The organism is Streptomyces sp. CA-142005 (assembly GCF_050942335.1).
Classification (GTDB): Bacteria; Actinomycetota; Actinomycetes; order Streptomycetales; family Streptomycetaceae; genus Streptomyces.
The window spans coordinates 4001668-4018022 of the sequence record NZ_CP192078.1; the positions used below are offsets into that span (position 1 = coordinate 4001668).

Consider the following 16355-nt stretch of genomic DNA (forward strand, 5'->3'; position numbering starts at 1 on the left):
CATGACGCCGCTGTCACCCTCCTCCTCACTGTCCCGTATCCGGATCGGATCGGCGCCCGACTCCTGGGGCGTGTGGTTCCCCGACGACCCGCGCCAGGTGCCCTGGAAGCGCTTCCTCGACGAGGTGGCCGACTCCGGCTACGAGTGGATCGAGCTCGGCCCCTACGGCTACCTCCCCAGCGATCCCGCGGTGCTCGCGGAGGAGACCGCGCGGCGCGGCCTGAAGGTGTCGGCCGGCACGGTCTTCACGGGCCTGCACCACGGTGAGTCCGTGTGGGACAAGACATGGGCGCACGTGTCGGACATCGCGGCGCTGACCCAGGCGATGGGCGCCCGGCATCTCGTCGTCATCCCGTCCTTCTGGCGGGACGACAAGACGGGCGAGGTGCTGGAGCCGGACACGCTGACCGCCGAGCAGTGGCGGAACCTGACCTCGCTGACCGAGCGGCTGGGGCGTGAGGTGCGCGAGCGGTACGGGCTGACGATCGTCGTCCACCCGCATGCCGACACCCACATCGACAGCGAGGAGAACGTCAGCCGTTTCCTCGACGGCACGGACTCCGACCTGGTGTCGCTGTGCCTGGACACCGGGCACTACGCGTACTGCGGCGGGGACAGCGTGCGGCTGATCGAGACGTACGGGGAGCGGATCGGGTACCTGCACCTCAAGCAGGTGGACCCGCGGGTCCTGGCGGACGTACGGGCCGAGGGGACTCCGTTCGGGCCGGCGGTGGCGCGGGGTGTGATGTGCGAACCGCCCGGCGGGGTGCCGGAGTTGGGGCCCGTACTGGAGGCGGCGCAGCGGCTGGGGGTGGATCTGTTCGCGATCGTCGAGCAGGACATGTACCCCTGTCCGCCGGACGCGCCGCTGCCGATCGCTCGGCGGACTCGGGCCTTTCTGCGGTCCTGTGGGGTGTAGGGGCGCCTGCCGGCTAGGGGGTTGCGGTCGCCGCTCGTAGCATGGGCGGCGTGTCCTGGGAGACCGTGCCTGCCTGGCCCCATCCGGCGTTGCGGCCCGGCGTGATCAGCTATCGCGGCGTCCGGGTGCACCTCGACCGGCCGCGCCGCCGGCTGGAGGCGCCGATCGGGGCGGCCACCTTGCTGCTGGGGTTCGAGCAGCCGGTGCGCATCTCCCGGGCCGGCCGGCCCCCGGTGTCGCTGGTGTCCGTGGTCAACGGGCTGACCACCGTCCCGGCCCTGGGCGAGCACGGGGGACGGATCTCGGGGATCGAGGTGCTGCTGGAACCCTGGGCCGCGTTCGGCCTGTTCGGCACGGAGCAGTACGAACTCGCCAACCGGTCGCTCGGCCCGGACCAGCTGGACCCGGACCTCGCTCAACTGGCCGGGGCCCTGGCCGCGTTGCCCGGCTGGCCCGAGCGGTTCGCGCTGCTGGACCGGGTGTTGCTGGAGCGGTTCCGGGTGGCTGCGCCCGTCTCCGAGCGTGTGGTGCACGCCTGGTCGGTGCTGCGGCGCAGTGCCGGTGTGATTCCGGTGGCCAAGCTGGCCGACGAGGTGGGCTGGAGCGTACGGCACCTGGAGAACCGCTTCCGGGAACAGATCGGTCTGCCCCCGAAGGCGGCGGCACGGGTGCTGCGGCTGCAGCGGGCGCGGCGGCTGCTGGCTGCGGGGCACGGGCAGGCGGAGACCGCGGCGGTGTGCGGGTACTACGACCAGGCGCATTTCAGCGGCGAGTTCAAGGCCATGACGGGCTGCACTCCCGGGGAGTTCCTGGCGGCCCGGCGGCTTCCGGCGGGGAACGCCGTGACCGACCGGCTGGCGGGCGAGGCCACCAGCCTGCTCCTCGCCTCCGGCCGGGGTGCGCTTTTTTCCAAGACGCGTGCGAGCGGGGCCGGGCACGCTGATCATCCGGCCGGCGGGCTCCCGGGGGAAGCGGGGGCCTCCGGCGGCCAGGGGGACTGATCCAGGAGAGAACCCCTGGGTGAAGCGGCCGCCGGAGAGGGCGGGGAAGCCGGCGGGCCGGGTCCGACGCAGCGGACCCGGCCCGTCCTCGCGACCCGGTTCCACCGGCCCTGGACCGCCCGGTTCGTCGCCCCGGATCGGCACACGATCAACGCGCCGCGCCGACGCCCCGGCGTACGCCTTTGCGGCAGCTGTGTCACAAACGCCCCCTCTGTGTCACACATGTCGCGTGTACGCGGATTCTGGGTCACACCGTCTCGACAGGCGCTGTCCCCTGGTCACCGTGCGTCGTTCACCGGTCGCAGGCTGGTGATCGCCAGCGCAGCGCCCGGCTCCCCCGACGGCCGTCCCGGTCGCCGCTGTGGCGCGCGCAGGGAGGTGCAACTCATGACCGACCGAAGGCTCTGGTCCTACAAGGAGATCGCGGCGCACATCAACGTGCAGCCGGACACCGTACGGTCCTATCGCAAGCACGGGCTGCTGCCCCCGCCCGACCATGTGGAGAGCGGCAAGCCCTACTGGTACGCCGACACCGTCCGCGCCTGGGTCGCCTCCCGGCCGGGCAACCGCAGCCGTAAGTGACCGCCACCGGAAATCGGCTGTGCCTCACCTGCCACGTGAGGCACAGTCACCCCATGAGCTTCTCCGTCAAACCCACGCCGGCCGGCCGGAAGACGGTCCTGCGGCCCTTCACCGAGGCCGATGCCGACGTCATGTGGGAGATCATCGCCGACCCCGAGGTCCGCCGCTTCACCTACGAGCCGTCCACCGAACTCACCCTGGAACGGGTGCGGTCCTGGTACGGATCCCGGGCCACCGCGCCCGACCGTCTCGACCTGGCCGTCACGGACCCCGAGACCGGCGAACTCCTGGGCGAGGTCGTCCTGCACGAGTACGACCCGGCCGCCGCAAGCTGCACCTTCCGCACGCTCATCGGCCCCCGGGGCCGCGGTCGCGGGATCGGCACCGAGGCGACCCGGCTGATCGTCGGCCACGGCTTCGGGCAACTCGGGCTGCACCGCATCCAGTTGGAGGTCTACGGCCACAACGCGCGGGCCCGGCGGGTCTACGAGAAGGCCGGATTCGTGGTCGAGGGCGTGCGGCGTGAAGTACAGCGGCGGGACGGCGAGTGGGCCGACGAGGTGATCATGTCGATCCTGGACCGGGAGTGGGCCGCCCTCGGCTCCGACGCCCTCAGCCCCACGGCTCGATGACCGTCACCCCGGCCCCCGGTGCCGAACCCATCGCCGCGAGGGCGGCCGGTGCGGCGGCGAGGGTGATGGCGGACGTCACCAGAAGGTCGGGGCGCAGGGCGCCGGAGCGGACCAGACGGAGCATCTCGGGGTAGGTGTGGGCGGCCATGCCGTGGCTGCCGAGGAGTTCGAGCTCCAGGGCGATGGCACGGGCCAGCGGGACGGGGGTGGTGCCGTCGGCCGAGGGCAGCAGCCCCACCTGGACGTGCCGGCCACGGCGGCGCAGCCCGTTCACGGAAGCGGCGCAGGTGGCGGGCGAGCCGAGGGCGTCCAGGGAGAGATGGGCGCCGCCGTCGGTCAGCTCGCGGACGGCGGCGGCCGTGTCCGGCGTGCCGGTGGCGTCCAGGCACTGCGCGGCACCGAACTTCCGCGCGAGGTCGAGGGCCTCGGCTGACACGTCGACGGCGATGACGCGCGCCCCCGACGCCGCCGCGATCATCACCGCCGACAGGCCCACCCCGCCGCAGCCGTGCACCGCGACCCACTCCCCCGCCGCCACCCGGCCCTGCTGCACCACCGCGCGGAAGGCGGTGGCGAAACGGCAGCCGAGGGAGGCGGCGGTGGCGTACGCCATGTCGTCCGGGATCGCGACCAGGTTGACCTCGGCGTGGTCGAGGGCGACGTACTCGGCGAAGGAGCCCCAGTGGTGGAAGCCGGGCTGGGTCTGGCGTTCGCACACCTGCTGGTCGCCCGCCGCGCAGGACGGGCAGGTGCCGCAGGCGCAGACGAACGGCACGGTGACCCGGTCGCCGGGCCGCCACCCGGTCACCCGGGAGCCCACCGACTCGACCACACCGGCGAGTTCGTGCCCGGGCACGTGCGGCAGCGTGATGTCGGGGTCGTGACCCATCCAGCCGTGCCAGTCGCTGCGGCACAGGCCGGTCGCCTCGACCCGTACGACGACTCCGTGCTCCGCGGGCTGCGGATCGGGGACGCTCCGCACCTCCGCCGGCTCGCCGAACCGCTCGAACACCACCGCGCGCATCCTTGCCTCACCTTCGCCGCGTCCACGCCACTGTTTCCTGCCGAACGCTAGCGCTCGGCGGGAGCCGCCGTTCGACGGCTGCGGGCCGTCTGCGGCCGGTCGCGCCCCTTGGGGGGCGCCGGGTGCTCGCCCTCGCTCAGACCGAACCGTTCGTGGAGGCGGCGCAAGGGCGCCGGCGCCCACCAGGTGGCCCTGCCCGTCAGGCGCATGATCGCCGGTACCAGCAGGCTCCGGACCACCATCGCGTCCATCAGCACCGCGAGCGCGATACCCAGGCCGAGCATCTTGGTGTTGGTCACCCGCGAGGTGCCGATGGCGACCATCACCACCGCCAGGATGACCGCCGCCGCGGTGATCAGCCCGCCGGTGCGCTGGAGTCCGTGCCGCACCGCCGCGTCGTGGTCGCCCGTGCGGTCGTACTCCTCCTTGATGCGGGAGAGCAGGAACACGCCGTAGTCCATGGAGAGCCCGAAGGCCACGCAGAACATCAGCACGGGCAGGGTGGTCTCGATGGATCCGGAGCTGGTGAAGCCGAGCGCGCCGGAGAGGTGGCCGTCCTGGAAGACCCAGACCACGGCACCGAACATCGCGGTCAGGCTGAGGGCGTTGAGCACCACGGCCTGCACGGGTATCAGCACGCTTCCGGTGAGCAGGAAGACCAGGAGGAGCGTGACGACGGCGATGAACGCGGCGGCCCAGGGCAGGCGCTGGGCTATCGCGTGCTTGGTGTCGACGAGGACGGCGGCCGTGCCGGTCACCTTGGTGTCGAACGGCGTGTGCAGTGCGCGAATGTCGCCGACCAGGCGCTGGGCCGGGTCGTCGACGGCCTCGCCCTTCGGCTGCACGGTGAAGTAGGCGGCATCGCCCTCGATCAGCGGGCCGTCGACGCGGGCCACCTCGGGCAGGGCGGCCACCTGCTGCTTGTAGGAGGCGTACTGGGCGGCGCCGGCCCTGCCCTCGGCGAGGACCTCCAGACCGCCGCCGGGGCTGCCCGGGAAGCCCTCGCGAATGTGCTCCTGCACCACATGGGACTCGGCGGTCGAGGGCAGCTGGCGGTCGTCGGCGGTGCCGAACTTCACCCCGAGGAAGGGCAGTCCGAGGGTGACCAGGAGGACGGTGGTGCCCAGCGCGAAGAGCGGAGCCCTGCGCATCACCAGGCCGGCGGCTCGGGCCCAGGTGGTCCCGGTCGTTCCGGTGGCGGCCTCGGCGCGCTTCGGGTCGCGGCGTCGGCGGAACAGACGCCGTAGGTCCAGGGAGTTGACCCGGTGGCCGAGCAGGACCAGTGCGGCCGGGAGCAGGATCAGGGCGGCGGCCGCGGCGAGCAGGACCACGGCGATGCCCGCGTAGGCGAAGGACCGCAGGAAGTACTGCGGGAAGACCATCATGGCGGCCAGGGACACCGCCACCGTGAGGGCGGAGAACAGGACCGTGCGGCCGGCGGTGCGCAGGGTCGTGCCGACCGCCGTCGACGGGGTGGCGCCCGTGGACAGTTCCTCGCGGAAGCGGCGGACGATGAACAGGGCGTAGTCGATGGCCAGGCCGAGGCCGAGGGCCGTGGTGAGGTTGAGCGCGAAGACGGAGACGTCGGTGAAGGCCGTCAGACCGCGCAGGACGGCGTTGGTGCCGAGGATGGCGACGATGCCGATGCCGAGCGGCAGCAGCGCGGCGATGGCGCTGCCGAAGACCATCACCAGCAGCACCAGCGTGATCGGCAGGGCGATCATCTCGGCACGCGCCAGGTCCTCCTTGATGATCGTCTGCATCTCGTGCCGGACCGCGACGATACCGCCGAGCTTCACCTGGACCGGGCCGTGCGCGCCCCTGAAGTGCGGGGCGATGCGGTCGAGCGTCCTGCCCATCGCATTGTCGTCGCCGGTGATGCGGGCGGCGATCAGCGCCTCGTGGCCGTCCTTGGCGCGCAGGGCCGGTGATCCGCTCTGCCAGTAGGAGCCGACGCCGGTCACACCCTTCTCATCCGCCAGCCGGCCGGCCAGATCGCGGGCCTCGGCGGCGACCTGCGGATCGTCGACCGAGGCGCGGCCCGAGTCGACCAGGAGCAGCAGGTTCGGCTGGGAGTCGGGGAACTCGCGCTCCAGGGCCTTGGTGGCGTACGTCGACTCGGCGGCCGGGTCCTCCCAGCCGCCGCTGCCGAGCCGGTCCGCCACGCCGCTGCCCGCCAGCACGGCCAGGGCGGTGAGCACCAGGGCCACCAGGAGCGACAGGCGTGGGCGGGCGGTGACGAGGCGGGTGTAGCGGCCGGGTCGGCGCGGCGTCCGCTCGGGGGCCCCTTCCGGTGCACCCCCGGGCGCCCCCTCCGCCCGCGGCGGCGTGTTGACTTCGGTCATCTTGCGGTGTCCCCTTCACCGTGACCCATGTCTGTGCGGGCAGGCGGCATGGGTCGGTCATTGCCATAGACTGGCAAACACGAGAGATCGCTCGCGTTTCTCCAGAATGCGAGCGACCACTCGCGTTTGTCAATCACGTCCGGAGAGCTGGGGATCACGCGTGCCCGACAACCCGCAGACACAGAAGGAGCAGCCGCGCCGCCGGCAGGCCCGCGGGGAGCGCCGTATCGCCCAACTGCTCGAAGCCGCCGCGCGGGTCTTCTGCACCACCGGCTACACCGCCGCCAGCACCAACGCCATCGCCCGCGAGGCGGGCGTCTCGCCGGGCACGCTCTACCAGTTCTTCCCCAACAAGGAGGCGATCGCGATCGAGCTGGGCGACCGGCTCGTCCACGAGATGCGGGAGACCTACGGCGAGGCGCTGGCCCCCGTGGACCCCGCCACCCCGCTGGAGGAGGCCATCGGCTCGGCCATCGACCGGTTCATGGCCTTCAACACCGAGCACCCGGTCTTCTTCGCGCTGATGCACGGCCCCGACATCCCCGGCCGGATGGCCGAGACGCACGACCAGCTGCACACCACGCTCATCGGCCGGATCGAGGACCTGCTCGCCTCCCTCATGCCCGGCGCCACCCCGGCCGACGTCACCCGCACGGCGCACGTCTGCCTCGGCGTCTACAAGTCCGGCCTGGAACTGGTCCTCGCCCACGAGGGCCCCGAGCGCGCTGCCTACGTCCAGGAGATCAAGGACGTCCTGGTCCGCTACCTGCATCCGCTCGTGGGCGACCGCCTCGGCCGCGGCTGATCCGGGGCGCCCGGGCGTCGGCCATCCCCGTGCTCCCACCAGTCCACCCGGACTGCGGCCCCCGGCGCATCTGCCTAGAGTGCGGATAAATCGCCCAGCCGCTGTCCGAGGGGACCCCCGTGAGCCACTCCCCGCCTCCCGGCACGCCCAAGGCCCGCATTCCCGGCCCCCCACAGCCGCCACCGCCGTACCCTCGCATCGCCGCGGGCCTGTGGCGGCGCTGCCTGGGCGGGGGGCTCGCCCTGTGGGGGCTGACCGCATGGGTCACGTACGAGACGCGGCTCAGCATGCTGCTGCCGACGCTGATCCTGCTCGGCAGCTTTCTCGTACCGGTCGCCTTCGTGCTGTGGGCGTACGAGCGGCACGGCCGCGACCTGGGCGTCAGCGCGATCCTCGGGTGTTTCCTGGCCGGCGGGGCACTCGGCGTGCTCGGCACCTCGCTGACGCAGTCCTATCTGCAGCGCCCCTCGCCGGGGATGTTCGTCGAGGCCGACCTGATCGAGGAGGCCGCCAAGCTCGGGGCGCTGGTGTTCGCGCTGCGCCGGCAGCCGGCCGTCCGCGGGCTGCGCGCCGGGCTGGTGCTCGGCGCGGCGGTCGGCTTCGGCTTCGCCGCCCTGGAGAGCGCCGGGTACGCCTTCAACGCCGCCGCCTCCACCGAGGGCGTCGATCTGCGCGCCCTGCTGGAGACGGAGATCCCGCGCGGGCTGCTCGCGCCCTTCGGGCACGGACTGTGGACCGCGATCGCGGGCGGCGTACTGCTGTCCCGGCGCCGCCTGGACGGACGCGTCCGCATCTCCGCGCCGGTCGTGGGCACCTGCCTGGCCGTGTCCCTGCTGCACGCACTGTGGGACTCCACGCACGGCATCGCGCTCTGGGTGGTCGCCCGGCTGACCGGCATCGGACCGGAGACACGGTTGTTCGAACCGGGTTACCTCGTCCGGCCGAGCGCCGGGCAGCAGCACCTGTTCACACTGTTCTCGATCGGCGGGCTGACGCTGGTGGCCCTGGCCGGGATCGGCTGGGTGCGGTCACTGGCACGCCGGGACCCCTCTTGGTGAGTACCCCCTAGGGGTATAGTGTCGGGAGAGTGGGGTTCCCTCGCGGACCCCACCGGCCCCACACGCCTCGACGAGGAGTAACGACATGACCGCCCAAACCGACACCCCGGGCTCCGTCACCACCGTCTACAAGGTGACCGGCATGAGCTGTGGCCACTGCGAGGGCAGCGTCTCCGGCGAGATCTCGCAGCTCCCGGGCGTCAGCTCGGTGAAGGCCGTCGCGTCCACCGGCGAGGTGACCGTGGTCTCCGAGGCCCCGCTGGACGACGAGGCCGTGCGCGCCGCCGTCGACGAGGCCGGCTTCGAGCTGGCCGGCAGGGCCTGAACGTCCCTCCACTCCCCCGTTCCCCGACCGGGCCGTGCCGACCAGCTGATACTGGATCCGCACGGTCCGGTCCGATGCCTGGAGTCCGGACATGACCAGCACCACCGCAGAGACAGCCATAACCGCTGGCGAGACCGCCGCCGTGGAGCTGCTCATCGGCGGGATGACCTGCGCCTCCTGCGCCGCCCGGGTGGAGAGGAAGCTCAACCGGATGGAAGGCGTCAGCGCCACCGTCAACTTCGCCACCGAGAAGGCGAAGGTCACGTACGGCGCGGGCGTCGAGGTCGCCGACCTGATCGCCACCGTGGAGAAGACCGGCTACACCGCCGAGGAGCCCGCGCCGCCCGAGCCCGAACCCGGGACGGCGGCCCCTCGGCCCCCCGCGCAGGACCCCGAACTCGGTGCCCTGCGGCACCGCCTGCTCGTCTCCGCGCTGCTCGCCGCGCCCGTGGTGCTGCTCGCGATGGTCCCGGCGCTGCAGTTCGACAACTGGCAGTGGCTCTCCCTGACGCTCGCCGCGCCGGTCGTCGTCTGGGGCGGATGGCCCTTCCACCGGGCCGCCTGGACCAACCTCCGGCACGGCGCCGCCACCATGGACACCCTGGTCTCGGTCGGCACGCTGGCCGCGTTCGGCTGGTCGCTGTGGGCCCTGTTCTTCGGCGACGCGGGCATGCCCGGCATGCACGACGAGTTCCGCCTCACCGTCTCCCGGATGGACGGCGCCTCCACCCTCTACCTGGAGGTCGCCGCCGGAGTCGTCGCGCTGATCCTGTTCGGCCGCTATCTGGAGGCCCGCTCCAAGCGCCGCGCCGGCGCGGCGCTGCGGGCGCTGATGGAGCTGGGCGCCAAGGACGTGGCCGTACTGCGGGACGGCCGTGAGGTGCGGGTTCCGGCGGCGGACCTGGCCGTCGGCGACCGGTTCGTCGTACGGCCCGGCGAGAAGATCGCCACCGACGGCACGGTGGTCGAGGGCGTCTCCGCCGTCGACGCGTCCATGCTGACCGGCGAGTCGGTGCCGGTGGACGTCGGCCCCGGCGACCGGGTCACCGGCGCCACGGTCAACGCGGGCGGGCGGCTCGTCGTCGAGGCGACCCGGGTCGGCGCCGACACCCGGCTCGCCCGCATGGCGAAGCTGGTGGAGGACGCGCAGAACGGCAAGGCCGAGGTGCAGCGGCTCGCCGACCGCATCTCCGCGGTGTTCGTGCCCGCCGTCATCCTCATCGCGGTCGGCACCTTCGGCGCCTGGCTGGGCGTCACCGGGGACACGGTCGCGGCGTTCACCGCCGCCGTCGCCGTACTGATCATCGCCTGCCCCTGCGCGCTGGGCCTCGCCACGCCGACCGCGCTGATGGTCGGCACCGGGCGCGGCGCCCAGCTCGGCATCCTCATCAAGGGTCCCGAGGTACTGGAGTCCACCCGCCGCGTCGACACGGTCGTCCTCGACAAGACCGGCACCGTCACCACCGGCCGGATGACCCTCCAGGCGGTGCACGTCGCCGACGGCGAGGACGAGAAGGAGCTGCTGCGGCTCGCCGGCGCCCTGGAGCACGCCTCCGAGCACCCCGTCGCCCGCGCGATCGCCGCCGGCGCGGAGGAACGCGCCGGCGCACTGCCCCCGGTCGAGCACTTCGAGAACGTCCCCGGGCGGGGTGTGCGCGGGCGCGTGGACGGTCGCGAGGTCGCCGTGGGACGCCTGTACGACGAGCTGCCCCGGGAGCTGGTCCGCGCGGCACACCAGGCCGAGCAGGAGGGCCGTACGGCCGTCGTGGCCGGCTGGGACGGGCGGCCCCGCGGGGTCCTCGCCGTCGCCGACGCGATCAAGGAGACCAGCGCCGACGCGGTACGCGAGCTGCGCGCGCTGGGCCTGAGGCCGGTGCTGCTCACCGGGGACAACCGCACGGTCGCCGAGGCGGTCGCGAACAGCGTCGGCATCGACCCCGGGGACGTGTTCGCCGAGGTGCTCCCCGAGGACAAGGTGGACGTCGTACGACGGCTGCAGCGCGAGGGGCGGGCCGTGGCGATGGTCGGCGACGGCGTGAACGACGCGGCCGCGCTGGCCACCGCCGACCTGGGCCTCGCCATGGGCACCGGCACGGACGCGGCGATCGAGGCCGGCGACCTGACCCTCGTCCGCGGCGATCTGCGGGTCGCGGCCGACGCCATCCGGCTGTCCCGGCGGACGCTGGCCACCATCAAGGGGAACCTGGTGTGGGCCTTCGGCTACAACGTGGCCGCGCTGCCACTGGCCGCGGCCGGGCTGCTCAACCCGATGATCGCCGGTGCGGCGATGGCCTTCTCCTCCGTCTTCGTCGTGACCAACAGCCTGCGGCTGCGCCGCTTCCGCTGAAGTCCCGTGGGGTTACCGGCGGTTCGGGGTGACCGAAGTGAGAGACCCCCTGGAGTCCGGCGCGAGCCTCACATAAGCTCTTCACAAGGCTCGCGCATCTTCCTTACGCTTGGGCTCCGATCGTCGTATCGGGGCTCTTGCGCACCTTAGGGACATATGCAAGAGACGCAGATCACAGTGACGCGAACGTAACCATCGAAGGGGTTCGAAGGTCTAAGTTGGCGATGTCAGCACAGCGTCTTGGGGGGCGCTGACTGGCATCTGGGGATGTCTTGGGGGACTTCCTCAGAGATGCGTTGCCGGGGCACGTGCGCCGGGAAGCTTTGAGCGGCCCTCCCAGCGTGCGTTGTCCCGGCAGATCGCAGCGCGTCACTGGAGCAGGACGGGTTTTGCTCGTTCTGCTCGAAGACAGCGATTCAGGCGCTGTCCTCTCCGAGCGCCCGGCCGGATCCCGTGGGGGGAATCCGCACCGGGACATGGGAAGGCGCCCTGGTCGTCGGCCCGTGGGGGGACCGGCGTCTCAGGGCGCCTTCCGCTTTTCTTCGCTTGTCGGCACCGATTCAGGGCCCGCCGCCCGGGCAGGCCCTGTCACTCGGTGCGCTCAGCGCTCCTCGACCGGCACGAAGTCGCGCAGCTCCACGCCCGTGTAGATCTGGCGCGGGCGACCGATGCGGGAGCCCGGCTCCTTGATCATCTCGGTCCACTGGGCGATCCAGCCCGGCAGGCGGCCGAGGGCGAACAGGACCGTGAACATCTCGGTCGGGAAGCCCATGGCCCGGTAGATCAGACCGGTGTAGAAGTCGACGTTCGGGTACAGCTTGCGCTCGACGAAGTAGTCGTCGGACAGCGCGTGCTCCTCCAGCTTCAGGGCGATGTCGAGGAGCTCGTCCTCCTTGCCCAGCGCGGAGAGCACGTCGTGCGCGGCGGCCTTGATGATCTTGGCGCGCGGGTCGAAGTTCTTGTAGACCCGGTGGCCGAAGCCCATCAGACGGACGCCGTCCTCCTTGTTCTTCACCTTGCGGATGAAGGTGTCGACGTCGGAGCCGGAGTCGCGGATGCCCTCGAGCATCTCCAGCACGGACTGGTTGGCACCGCCGTGCAGCGGGCCCCACAGCGCGCTGATGCCGGCCGAGATCGACGCGAACATGTTGGCCTGCGAGGAACCGACCAGGCGGACCGTCGAGGTCGAGCAGTTCTGCTCGTGGTCGGCGTGCAGGATCAGCAGCTTGTCCAGCGCGGCGACGACGACCGGGTCCAGCTCGAACTCCTGCGCCGGGACCGAGAAGGTCATCCGCAGGAAGTTCTCGACGTAGCCGAGGTCGTTGCGCGGGTAGACGAACGGGTGGCCGATCGACTTCTTGTACGCGTACGCCGCGATCGTCGGCAGCTTCGCGAGCAGCCGGATCGTGGAGAGGTCGCGCTGCTTCTCGTCGAACGGGTTGTGGCTGTCCTGGTAGAAGGTGGACAGCGCCGACACGACCGAGGACAGCATGGCCATCGGGTGGGCGTCGCGCGGGAAGCCCTTGTAGAAGTTCTTGACGTCCTCGTGCAGCAGGGTGTGCCGCGTGATGTCGTTCTTGAACGTCGAGAGCTCGTCGACGGTGGGCAGCTCGCCGTTGATCAGCAGGTACGCCACCTCGAGGAAGGTGGAGCGCTCGGCCAGCTGCTCGATGGGGTAGCCGCGGTAGCGGAGGATGCCCGCCTCGCCGTCGAGGTAGGTGATGGCGGATTTATAGGCGGCCGTGTTGCCGTATCCGCTGTCCAGGGTCACCAGACCGGTCTGGGCGCGGAGCTTCCCGATGTCGAAGCCCTTGTCGCCGACGGTGCTGTCGACCACCGGGTAGGTGTACTCGCCGTCGCCGTACCGCAGTACTACAGAGTTGTCGCTCACGTCTTCCCTCACCGACGTAGTGCCTCATCTTCGAGGTGCCCTGACTGTCTCTACCATCCCCCATTTGGCTCAGGAGAGTGCACTCGGGGTCGACCATTGGGCCTATTGGCGGCACTCAGTGCCGCCAACCTGCTCATCCTGCCCCCTCCGCACGGCATCTGGAAGTGCTCTGTGACCTTCACGACTCGTTTGATCGATCATTTTTTGTGATCCCGTCCGGCACCCCCTGGTCAGGGGCGGTCAGCAGCCGCGAAGTCTGAAGTCCAGTGCCGTACAGCGCCGGCCCGCCGACACCGTGCGCACCGCCTGTCCGATCGCCTTGCGTGAACCGACGAGGACGACCAGTCGCTTCGCCCGTGTCACCGCCGTGTACAGCAGGTTCCGCTGGAGCATCATCCATGCCCCCGTGGTGACGGGGATCACCACCGCGGGATATTCACTTCCCTGCGAACGATGGATGGTGACCGCGTACGCGTGTGCCAGTTCGTCCAGTTCGTCGAATTCGTACGGAACCTCCTCGTCCTCGTCCGTCAGCACCGTGAGCCGCTGGTCGACCGGGTCGAGCGAGGTGACGACACCCACGGTGCCGTTGAAGACACCGTTCTTCCCTTTCTCGTAATTGTTGCGAATCTGGGTGACCTTGTCGCCGACGCGGAAGACCCGGCCGCCGAACCGCTTCTCGGGCAGGTCGGGCCGGCCGGGGGTGACGGCCTGCTGGAGCAGGCCGTTCAGCACGCCGGCACCGGCCGGGCCCCGGTGCATGGGGGCCAGAACCTGGACGTCCCGGCGCGGGTCGAGCCCGAACTTGGCCGGAATTCGACGGGCGGCCACGTCCACGGTGAGCCGGCCGGCCTCCTCCGTGTCGTCCTCGACGAAGAGGAAGAAGTCCTTCATCCCGTCGGTGAGCGGATGCTGCCCGGCGTTGATCCGGTGCGCGTTGGTGACGACACCGGACTGCTGGGCCTGCCGGAAGACCCGGGTGAGCCGGACGGCGGGAAGGGGGCTGCCGTCGGCGAGCAGGTCGCGGAGGACTTCGCCGGCGCCGACGCTGGGCAGCTGGTCCACGTCCCCGACGAAGAGCAGGTGCGCACCGGGTGGCACGGCCTTGACCAGCTTGTTGGCGAGCAGCAGGTCCAGCATGGAGGCCTCGTCGACGACCACGAGGTCCGCGTCGAGCGGCCGGTCCCGGTCGTAGGCGGCATCGCCGCCCGGCTTCAGCTCCAGCAGCCGGTGGACGGTGGAGGCCTCGGCACCGGTCAGCTCGGACAGCCGCTTGGCGGCCCGCCCGGTGGGGGCCGCGAGCAGCACCTTGGCGCGCTTGGCCCGGGCCAGCTCCACGATCGAGCGGACGGTGAAGGACTTGCCGCAGCCGGGACCGCCGGTGAGGACGGCGACCTTCTCGGTGAGCGCCAGCTTCACGGCGGCCTCCTGCTCCGGGGCGAGGTCGGCGCCGGTACGGCCTTTCAGCCAGTCGAGGGCCTTGCCCCAGTCGACGCTCCGGAAGCCGGGCATGCGGTCCTGGTCCGTGCGCAGGAGACGGAGGAGCTGGGCGGAGAGGGAGAGCTCCGCCCGGTGGAAGGGGACCAGATAGACGGCCGTGACGGGTTCGGAGTCGTCGCCGCCGTCGGGACCGGGGACCTTCTCCCGTACGACACCCGGGTCACCGCCGTCCTCCGTGGGTTCGGCCAGCTCGGCGAGGCACTCGATGACAAGCCCGGTGTCGACGGCGAGCAGCTTCACCGCGTCGGAGATCAGCCGCTCCTCCGGCAGGAAGCAGTGCCCCTGGTCGGCGGACTGGGACAGGGCGTACTGCAGCCCGGCCTTCACCCGCTCCGGGCTGTCGTGCGGGATGCCGACGGACTGGGCGATCTTGTCGGCGGTGAGGAAGCCGATGCCCCAGACGTCGGCGGCGAGGCGGTAGGGGTGGTTCTTGACGACGGAGATCGACGCGTCGCCGTACTTCTTGTAGATCCGCACGGCGATGGACGTGGACACCTCGACTGTCTGCAGGAAGAGCATGACCTCCTTGATCGCCTTCTGCTCCTCCCAGGCGTCGGCGATCTTCTTCGTCCGCTTCGGACCGAGACCGGGCACCTCGATGAGCCGCTTGGGCTCCTCCTCGATGATCCGGAGGGTGTCGAGCCCGAAGTGCTGGGTGATCCGGTCGGCGAAGACGGGTCCGATGCCCTTGACCAGGCCGGACCCGAGGTAACGCCGGATGCCCTGGACGGTGGCGGGCAGGACGGTCGTGTAGTTCTCGACGTGGAACTGCTTGCCGTACTGGGGGTGCGAGCCCCAGCGCCCCTCCATGCGCAGCGACTCCCCGACCTGGGCGCCGAGCAGCGCACCGACCACCGTGAGGAGGTCACCGCCGCCTCTTCCCGTGTCGACCCGGGCGACCGTGTAGCCGTTCTCCTCATTGGCGTACGTGATGCGTTCGAGCACGCCCTCCAGCGTCGCGAGCCGCCGTTCGCCCGTCTGGGTCCCCGCCTGTTGAGCCATGATCCGACGGTACCGGTGGGGTGTGACAGAGGGTGGGGGTGAGCGCCCCCGGACGGGCTGGACAGAGGTGGGCGGGGCGGGTTCGATGTGGGGCGTAGTGCGGTCGGCCAGGGGGGACTGTCGTGGGTGGTGCGGAGGACGGTGCCGTCGTGGACGGTGCACCACCACTCGTGCGGATCGTTGCCGCCGGGCTCGCGGAGGGCTTGACGGGGGTCCTGGTGGGGGCGGCCGCGGACGTGCTGGTCTTCACCGCCGTCGACGATCTGCGGCTCTCCGGCACCGCTGGGCGTGTGCAGATCGTCGGACTCGGCGTCCAGACACTGCTGTGGGCGGTCAACTTCCTGGTGGCGCGGCCACGTCAGCTGCGTGAGTTCGGCTCCGCTGTGGCGGTCCACGGCCTGTCGGCGCCGGGGCAGGCCGGGGAGCGGACACGGCAGCTGCGGCGGGGCTGTGTCCGTGTGGCGGTCTTCGTCATCCTGACGACCGCGTGCGGCGTCTTTCTGATCCACCTGCCCCTGTTCGGCCTGACCGTTCAGCTGATGCTGCTCCTCGGTCTCGTCCACACCTGGCGGACCGCTGTCTGGTGGGAGCGCCGGCACGGCGTCCATCTGTGGAAGCCCGCCCTGTCCGCCGTGGGGCGCGAGAAGTGGCGTGCCTCGCCGTACTACACGACGGCGGCGGTGGCCGGGGGCCGAGGACCGGCGGGCTTGTTCCGCATGGAGTGAGCACGGGCAAAGGTCCTGGCGCGATGGGCAGATGTGTTCCAACTGGCTTCGCCGGGGCCCCAGGTGGCCGCCTTCTCTCACTCAGGGCACGGAACGAAACTGCCGATCAGCGTCGGCCGCCGGGCCGGCCTCACGGTCACGATTGGGTTTCGGACAACCTTCAACCTCTTGCCTCCTCGCATGTAATCGTTTCCAATCC

The 16355-nt window shown here is 71.3% G+C and carries 13 protein-coding genes; 9 read left to right on the forward strand and 4 right to left on the reverse strand.

The window, feature by feature from the left end; all coding sequences use genetic code 11:
• The first annotated feature begins 1 nt into the window (after position 1).
• The 4 genes from ACQPXS_RS18840 to ACQPXS_RS18855 all read left to right on the forward strand — a co-directional run bounded on the left by ACQPXS_RS18840 (position 2) and on the right by ACQPXS_RS18855 (position 3134).
• Positions 2-919 (forward strand): sugar phosphate isomerase/epimerase family protein, encoded by a 918-nt coding sequence (locus tag ACQPXS_RS18840; RefSeq protein WP_433450512.1) that lies wholly within the window; start codon positions 2-4, stop codon positions 917-919.
• A gap of 41 nt (positions 920-960) precedes the next feature.
• The gene (locus tag ACQPXS_RS18845; protein WP_433450513.1) at positions 961-1920 is read left to right on the forward strand and encodes a helix-turn-helix domain-containing protein; all 960 of its coding nucleotides are present in this window, start codon (positions 961-963) and stop codon (positions 1918-1920) included.
• A gap of 387 nt (positions 1921-2307) precedes the next feature.
• Positions 2308-2502 carry a helix-turn-helix transcriptional regulator gene (locus tag ACQPXS_RS18850; RefSeq protein WP_351808463.1) on the forward strand — a complete coding sequence of 65 codons (195 nt, stop codon included), beginning with the start codon at positions 2308-2310 and terminating at the stop codon, positions 2500-2502.
• Between the two features lie 53 nt (positions 2503-2555).
• A complete protein-coding gene (locus ACQPXS_RS18855) occupies positions 2556-3134 on the forward strand; it encodes a GNAT family N-acetyltransferase (RefSeq protein WP_433450515.1) in 579 nt (192 codons plus the stop codon).
• On the opposite strand, the gene ACQPXS_RS18860 is transcribed toward ACQPXS_RS18855, so the two are convergent.
• Positions 3115-4158: a zinc-dependent alcohol dehydrogenase family protein gene (locus ACQPXS_RS18860; RefSeq protein ID WP_433450516.1), complete on the reverse strand. Its 1044-nt coding sequence runs from the start codon at positions 4156-4158 to the stop codon at positions 3115-3117. The genes ACQPXS_RS18855 and ACQPXS_RS18860 overlap by 20 nt on opposite strands.
• Before the next feature lie 47 nt (positions 4159-4205).
• Entirely contained in the window at positions 4206-6503 is a 2298-nt protein-coding gene (locus ACQPXS_RS18865; RefSeq protein ID WP_433450517.1) for an MMPL family transporter, read from the reverse strand.
• Positions 6504-6663: 160 nt separating this feature from the next.
• Between ACQPXS_RS18865 and ACQPXS_RS18870 the strand changes: the two genes are divergently transcribed.
• The 4 genes from ACQPXS_RS18870 (at position 6664) to ACQPXS_RS18885 (ending at position 11038) form a co-directional block, all read left to right on the forward strand.
• Positions 6664-7308: a TetR/AcrR family transcriptional regulator gene (locus ACQPXS_RS18870; RefSeq protein WP_351808474.1), complete on the forward strand. Its 645-nt coding sequence runs from the start codon at positions 6664-6666 to the stop codon at positions 7306-7308.
• A gap of 119 nt (positions 7309-7427) precedes the next feature.
• Entirely contained in the window at positions 7428-8366 is a 939-nt protein-coding gene (locus tag ACQPXS_RS18875) for a PrsW family intramembrane metalloprotease (protein ID WP_433450519.1), read from the forward strand.
• 85 nt (positions 8367-8451) lie between these two features.
• A complete protein-coding gene (locus ACQPXS_RS18880; RefSeq protein WP_351808480.1) occupies positions 8452-8691 on the forward strand; it encodes a heavy-metal-associated domain-containing protein in 240 nt (79 codons plus the stop codon).
• Positions 8692-8782: 91 nt separating this feature from the next.
• On the forward strand, positions 8783-11038 hold the full coding sequence (locus ACQPXS_RS18885; protein WP_433450520.1) for a heavy metal translocating P-type ATPase: 2256 nt from the start codon (positions 8783-8785) through the stop codon (positions 11036-11038).
• A gap of 601 nt (positions 11039-11639) precedes the next feature.
• On the opposite strand, the gene ACQPXS_RS18890 is transcribed toward ACQPXS_RS18885, so the two are convergent.
• Entirely contained in the window at positions 11640-12929 is a 1290-nt protein-coding gene (locus tag ACQPXS_RS18890) for a citrate synthase (protein ID WP_356312487.1), read from the reverse strand.
• A 240-nt stretch (positions 12930-13169) separates the two neighbouring features.
• Complete coding sequence (gene recD2, locus ACQPXS_RS18895; protein ID WP_351808487.1) at positions 13170-15431, reverse strand: SF1B family DNA helicase RecD2; 2262 nt, start codon at positions 15429-15431, stop codon at positions 13170-13172.
• Between the two features lie 122 nt (positions 15432-15553).
• On the opposite strand from recD2, the gene ACQPXS_RS18900 reads away from it, so the two are divergent.
• Positions 15554-16156 (forward strand): hypothetical protein, encoded by a 603-nt coding sequence (locus ACQPXS_RS18900; protein WP_433450522.1) that lies wholly within the window; start codon positions 15554-15556, stop codon positions 16154-16156.
• Positions 16157-16355 lie beyond the last annotated feature (199 nt).

Excerpts from the sequence above, each read along its gene's own strand:
- ACQPXS_RS18840 (WP_433450512.1), top strand. The coding sequence starts at position 2 with ATGACGCCGCTGTCACCCTCCTCCTCACTGTCCCGTATCCGGATCGGA.
- ACQPXS_RS18845 (WP_433450513.1), top strand. The coding sequence starts at position 961 with ATGGGCGGCGTGTCCTGGGAGACCGTGCCTGCCTGGCCCCATCCGGCG.
- ACQPXS_RS18850 (WP_351808463.1), top strand. The coding sequence starts at position 2,308 with ATGACCGACCGAAGGCTCTGGTCCTACAAGGAGATCGCGGCGCACATC.
- ACQPXS_RS18855 (WP_433450515.1), top strand. The coding sequence starts at position 2,556 with ATGAGCTTCTCCGTCAAACCCACGCCGGCCGGCCGGAAGACGGTCCTG.
- ACQPXS_RS18860 (WP_433450516.1), bottom strand. The coding sequence starts at position 4,158 with ATGCGCGCGGTGGTGTTCGAGCGGTTCGGCGAGCCGGCGGAGGTGCGG.
- ACQPXS_RS18865 (WP_433450517.1), bottom strand. The coding sequence starts at position 6,503 with ATGACCGAAGTCAACACGCCGCCGCGGGCGGAGGGGGCGCCCGGGGGT.
- ACQPXS_RS18880 (WP_351808480.1), top strand. The coding sequence starts at position 8,452 with ATGACCGCCCAAACCGACACCCCGGGCTCCGTCACCACCGTCTACAAG.
- ACQPXS_RS18885 (WP_433450520.1), top strand. The coding sequence starts at position 8,783 with ATGACCAGCACCACCGCAGAGACAGCCATAACCGCTGGCGAGACCGCC.
- recD2 (WP_351808487.1), bottom strand. The coding sequence starts at position 15,431 with ATGGCTCAACAGGCGGGGACCCAGACGGGCGAACGGCGGCTCGCGACG.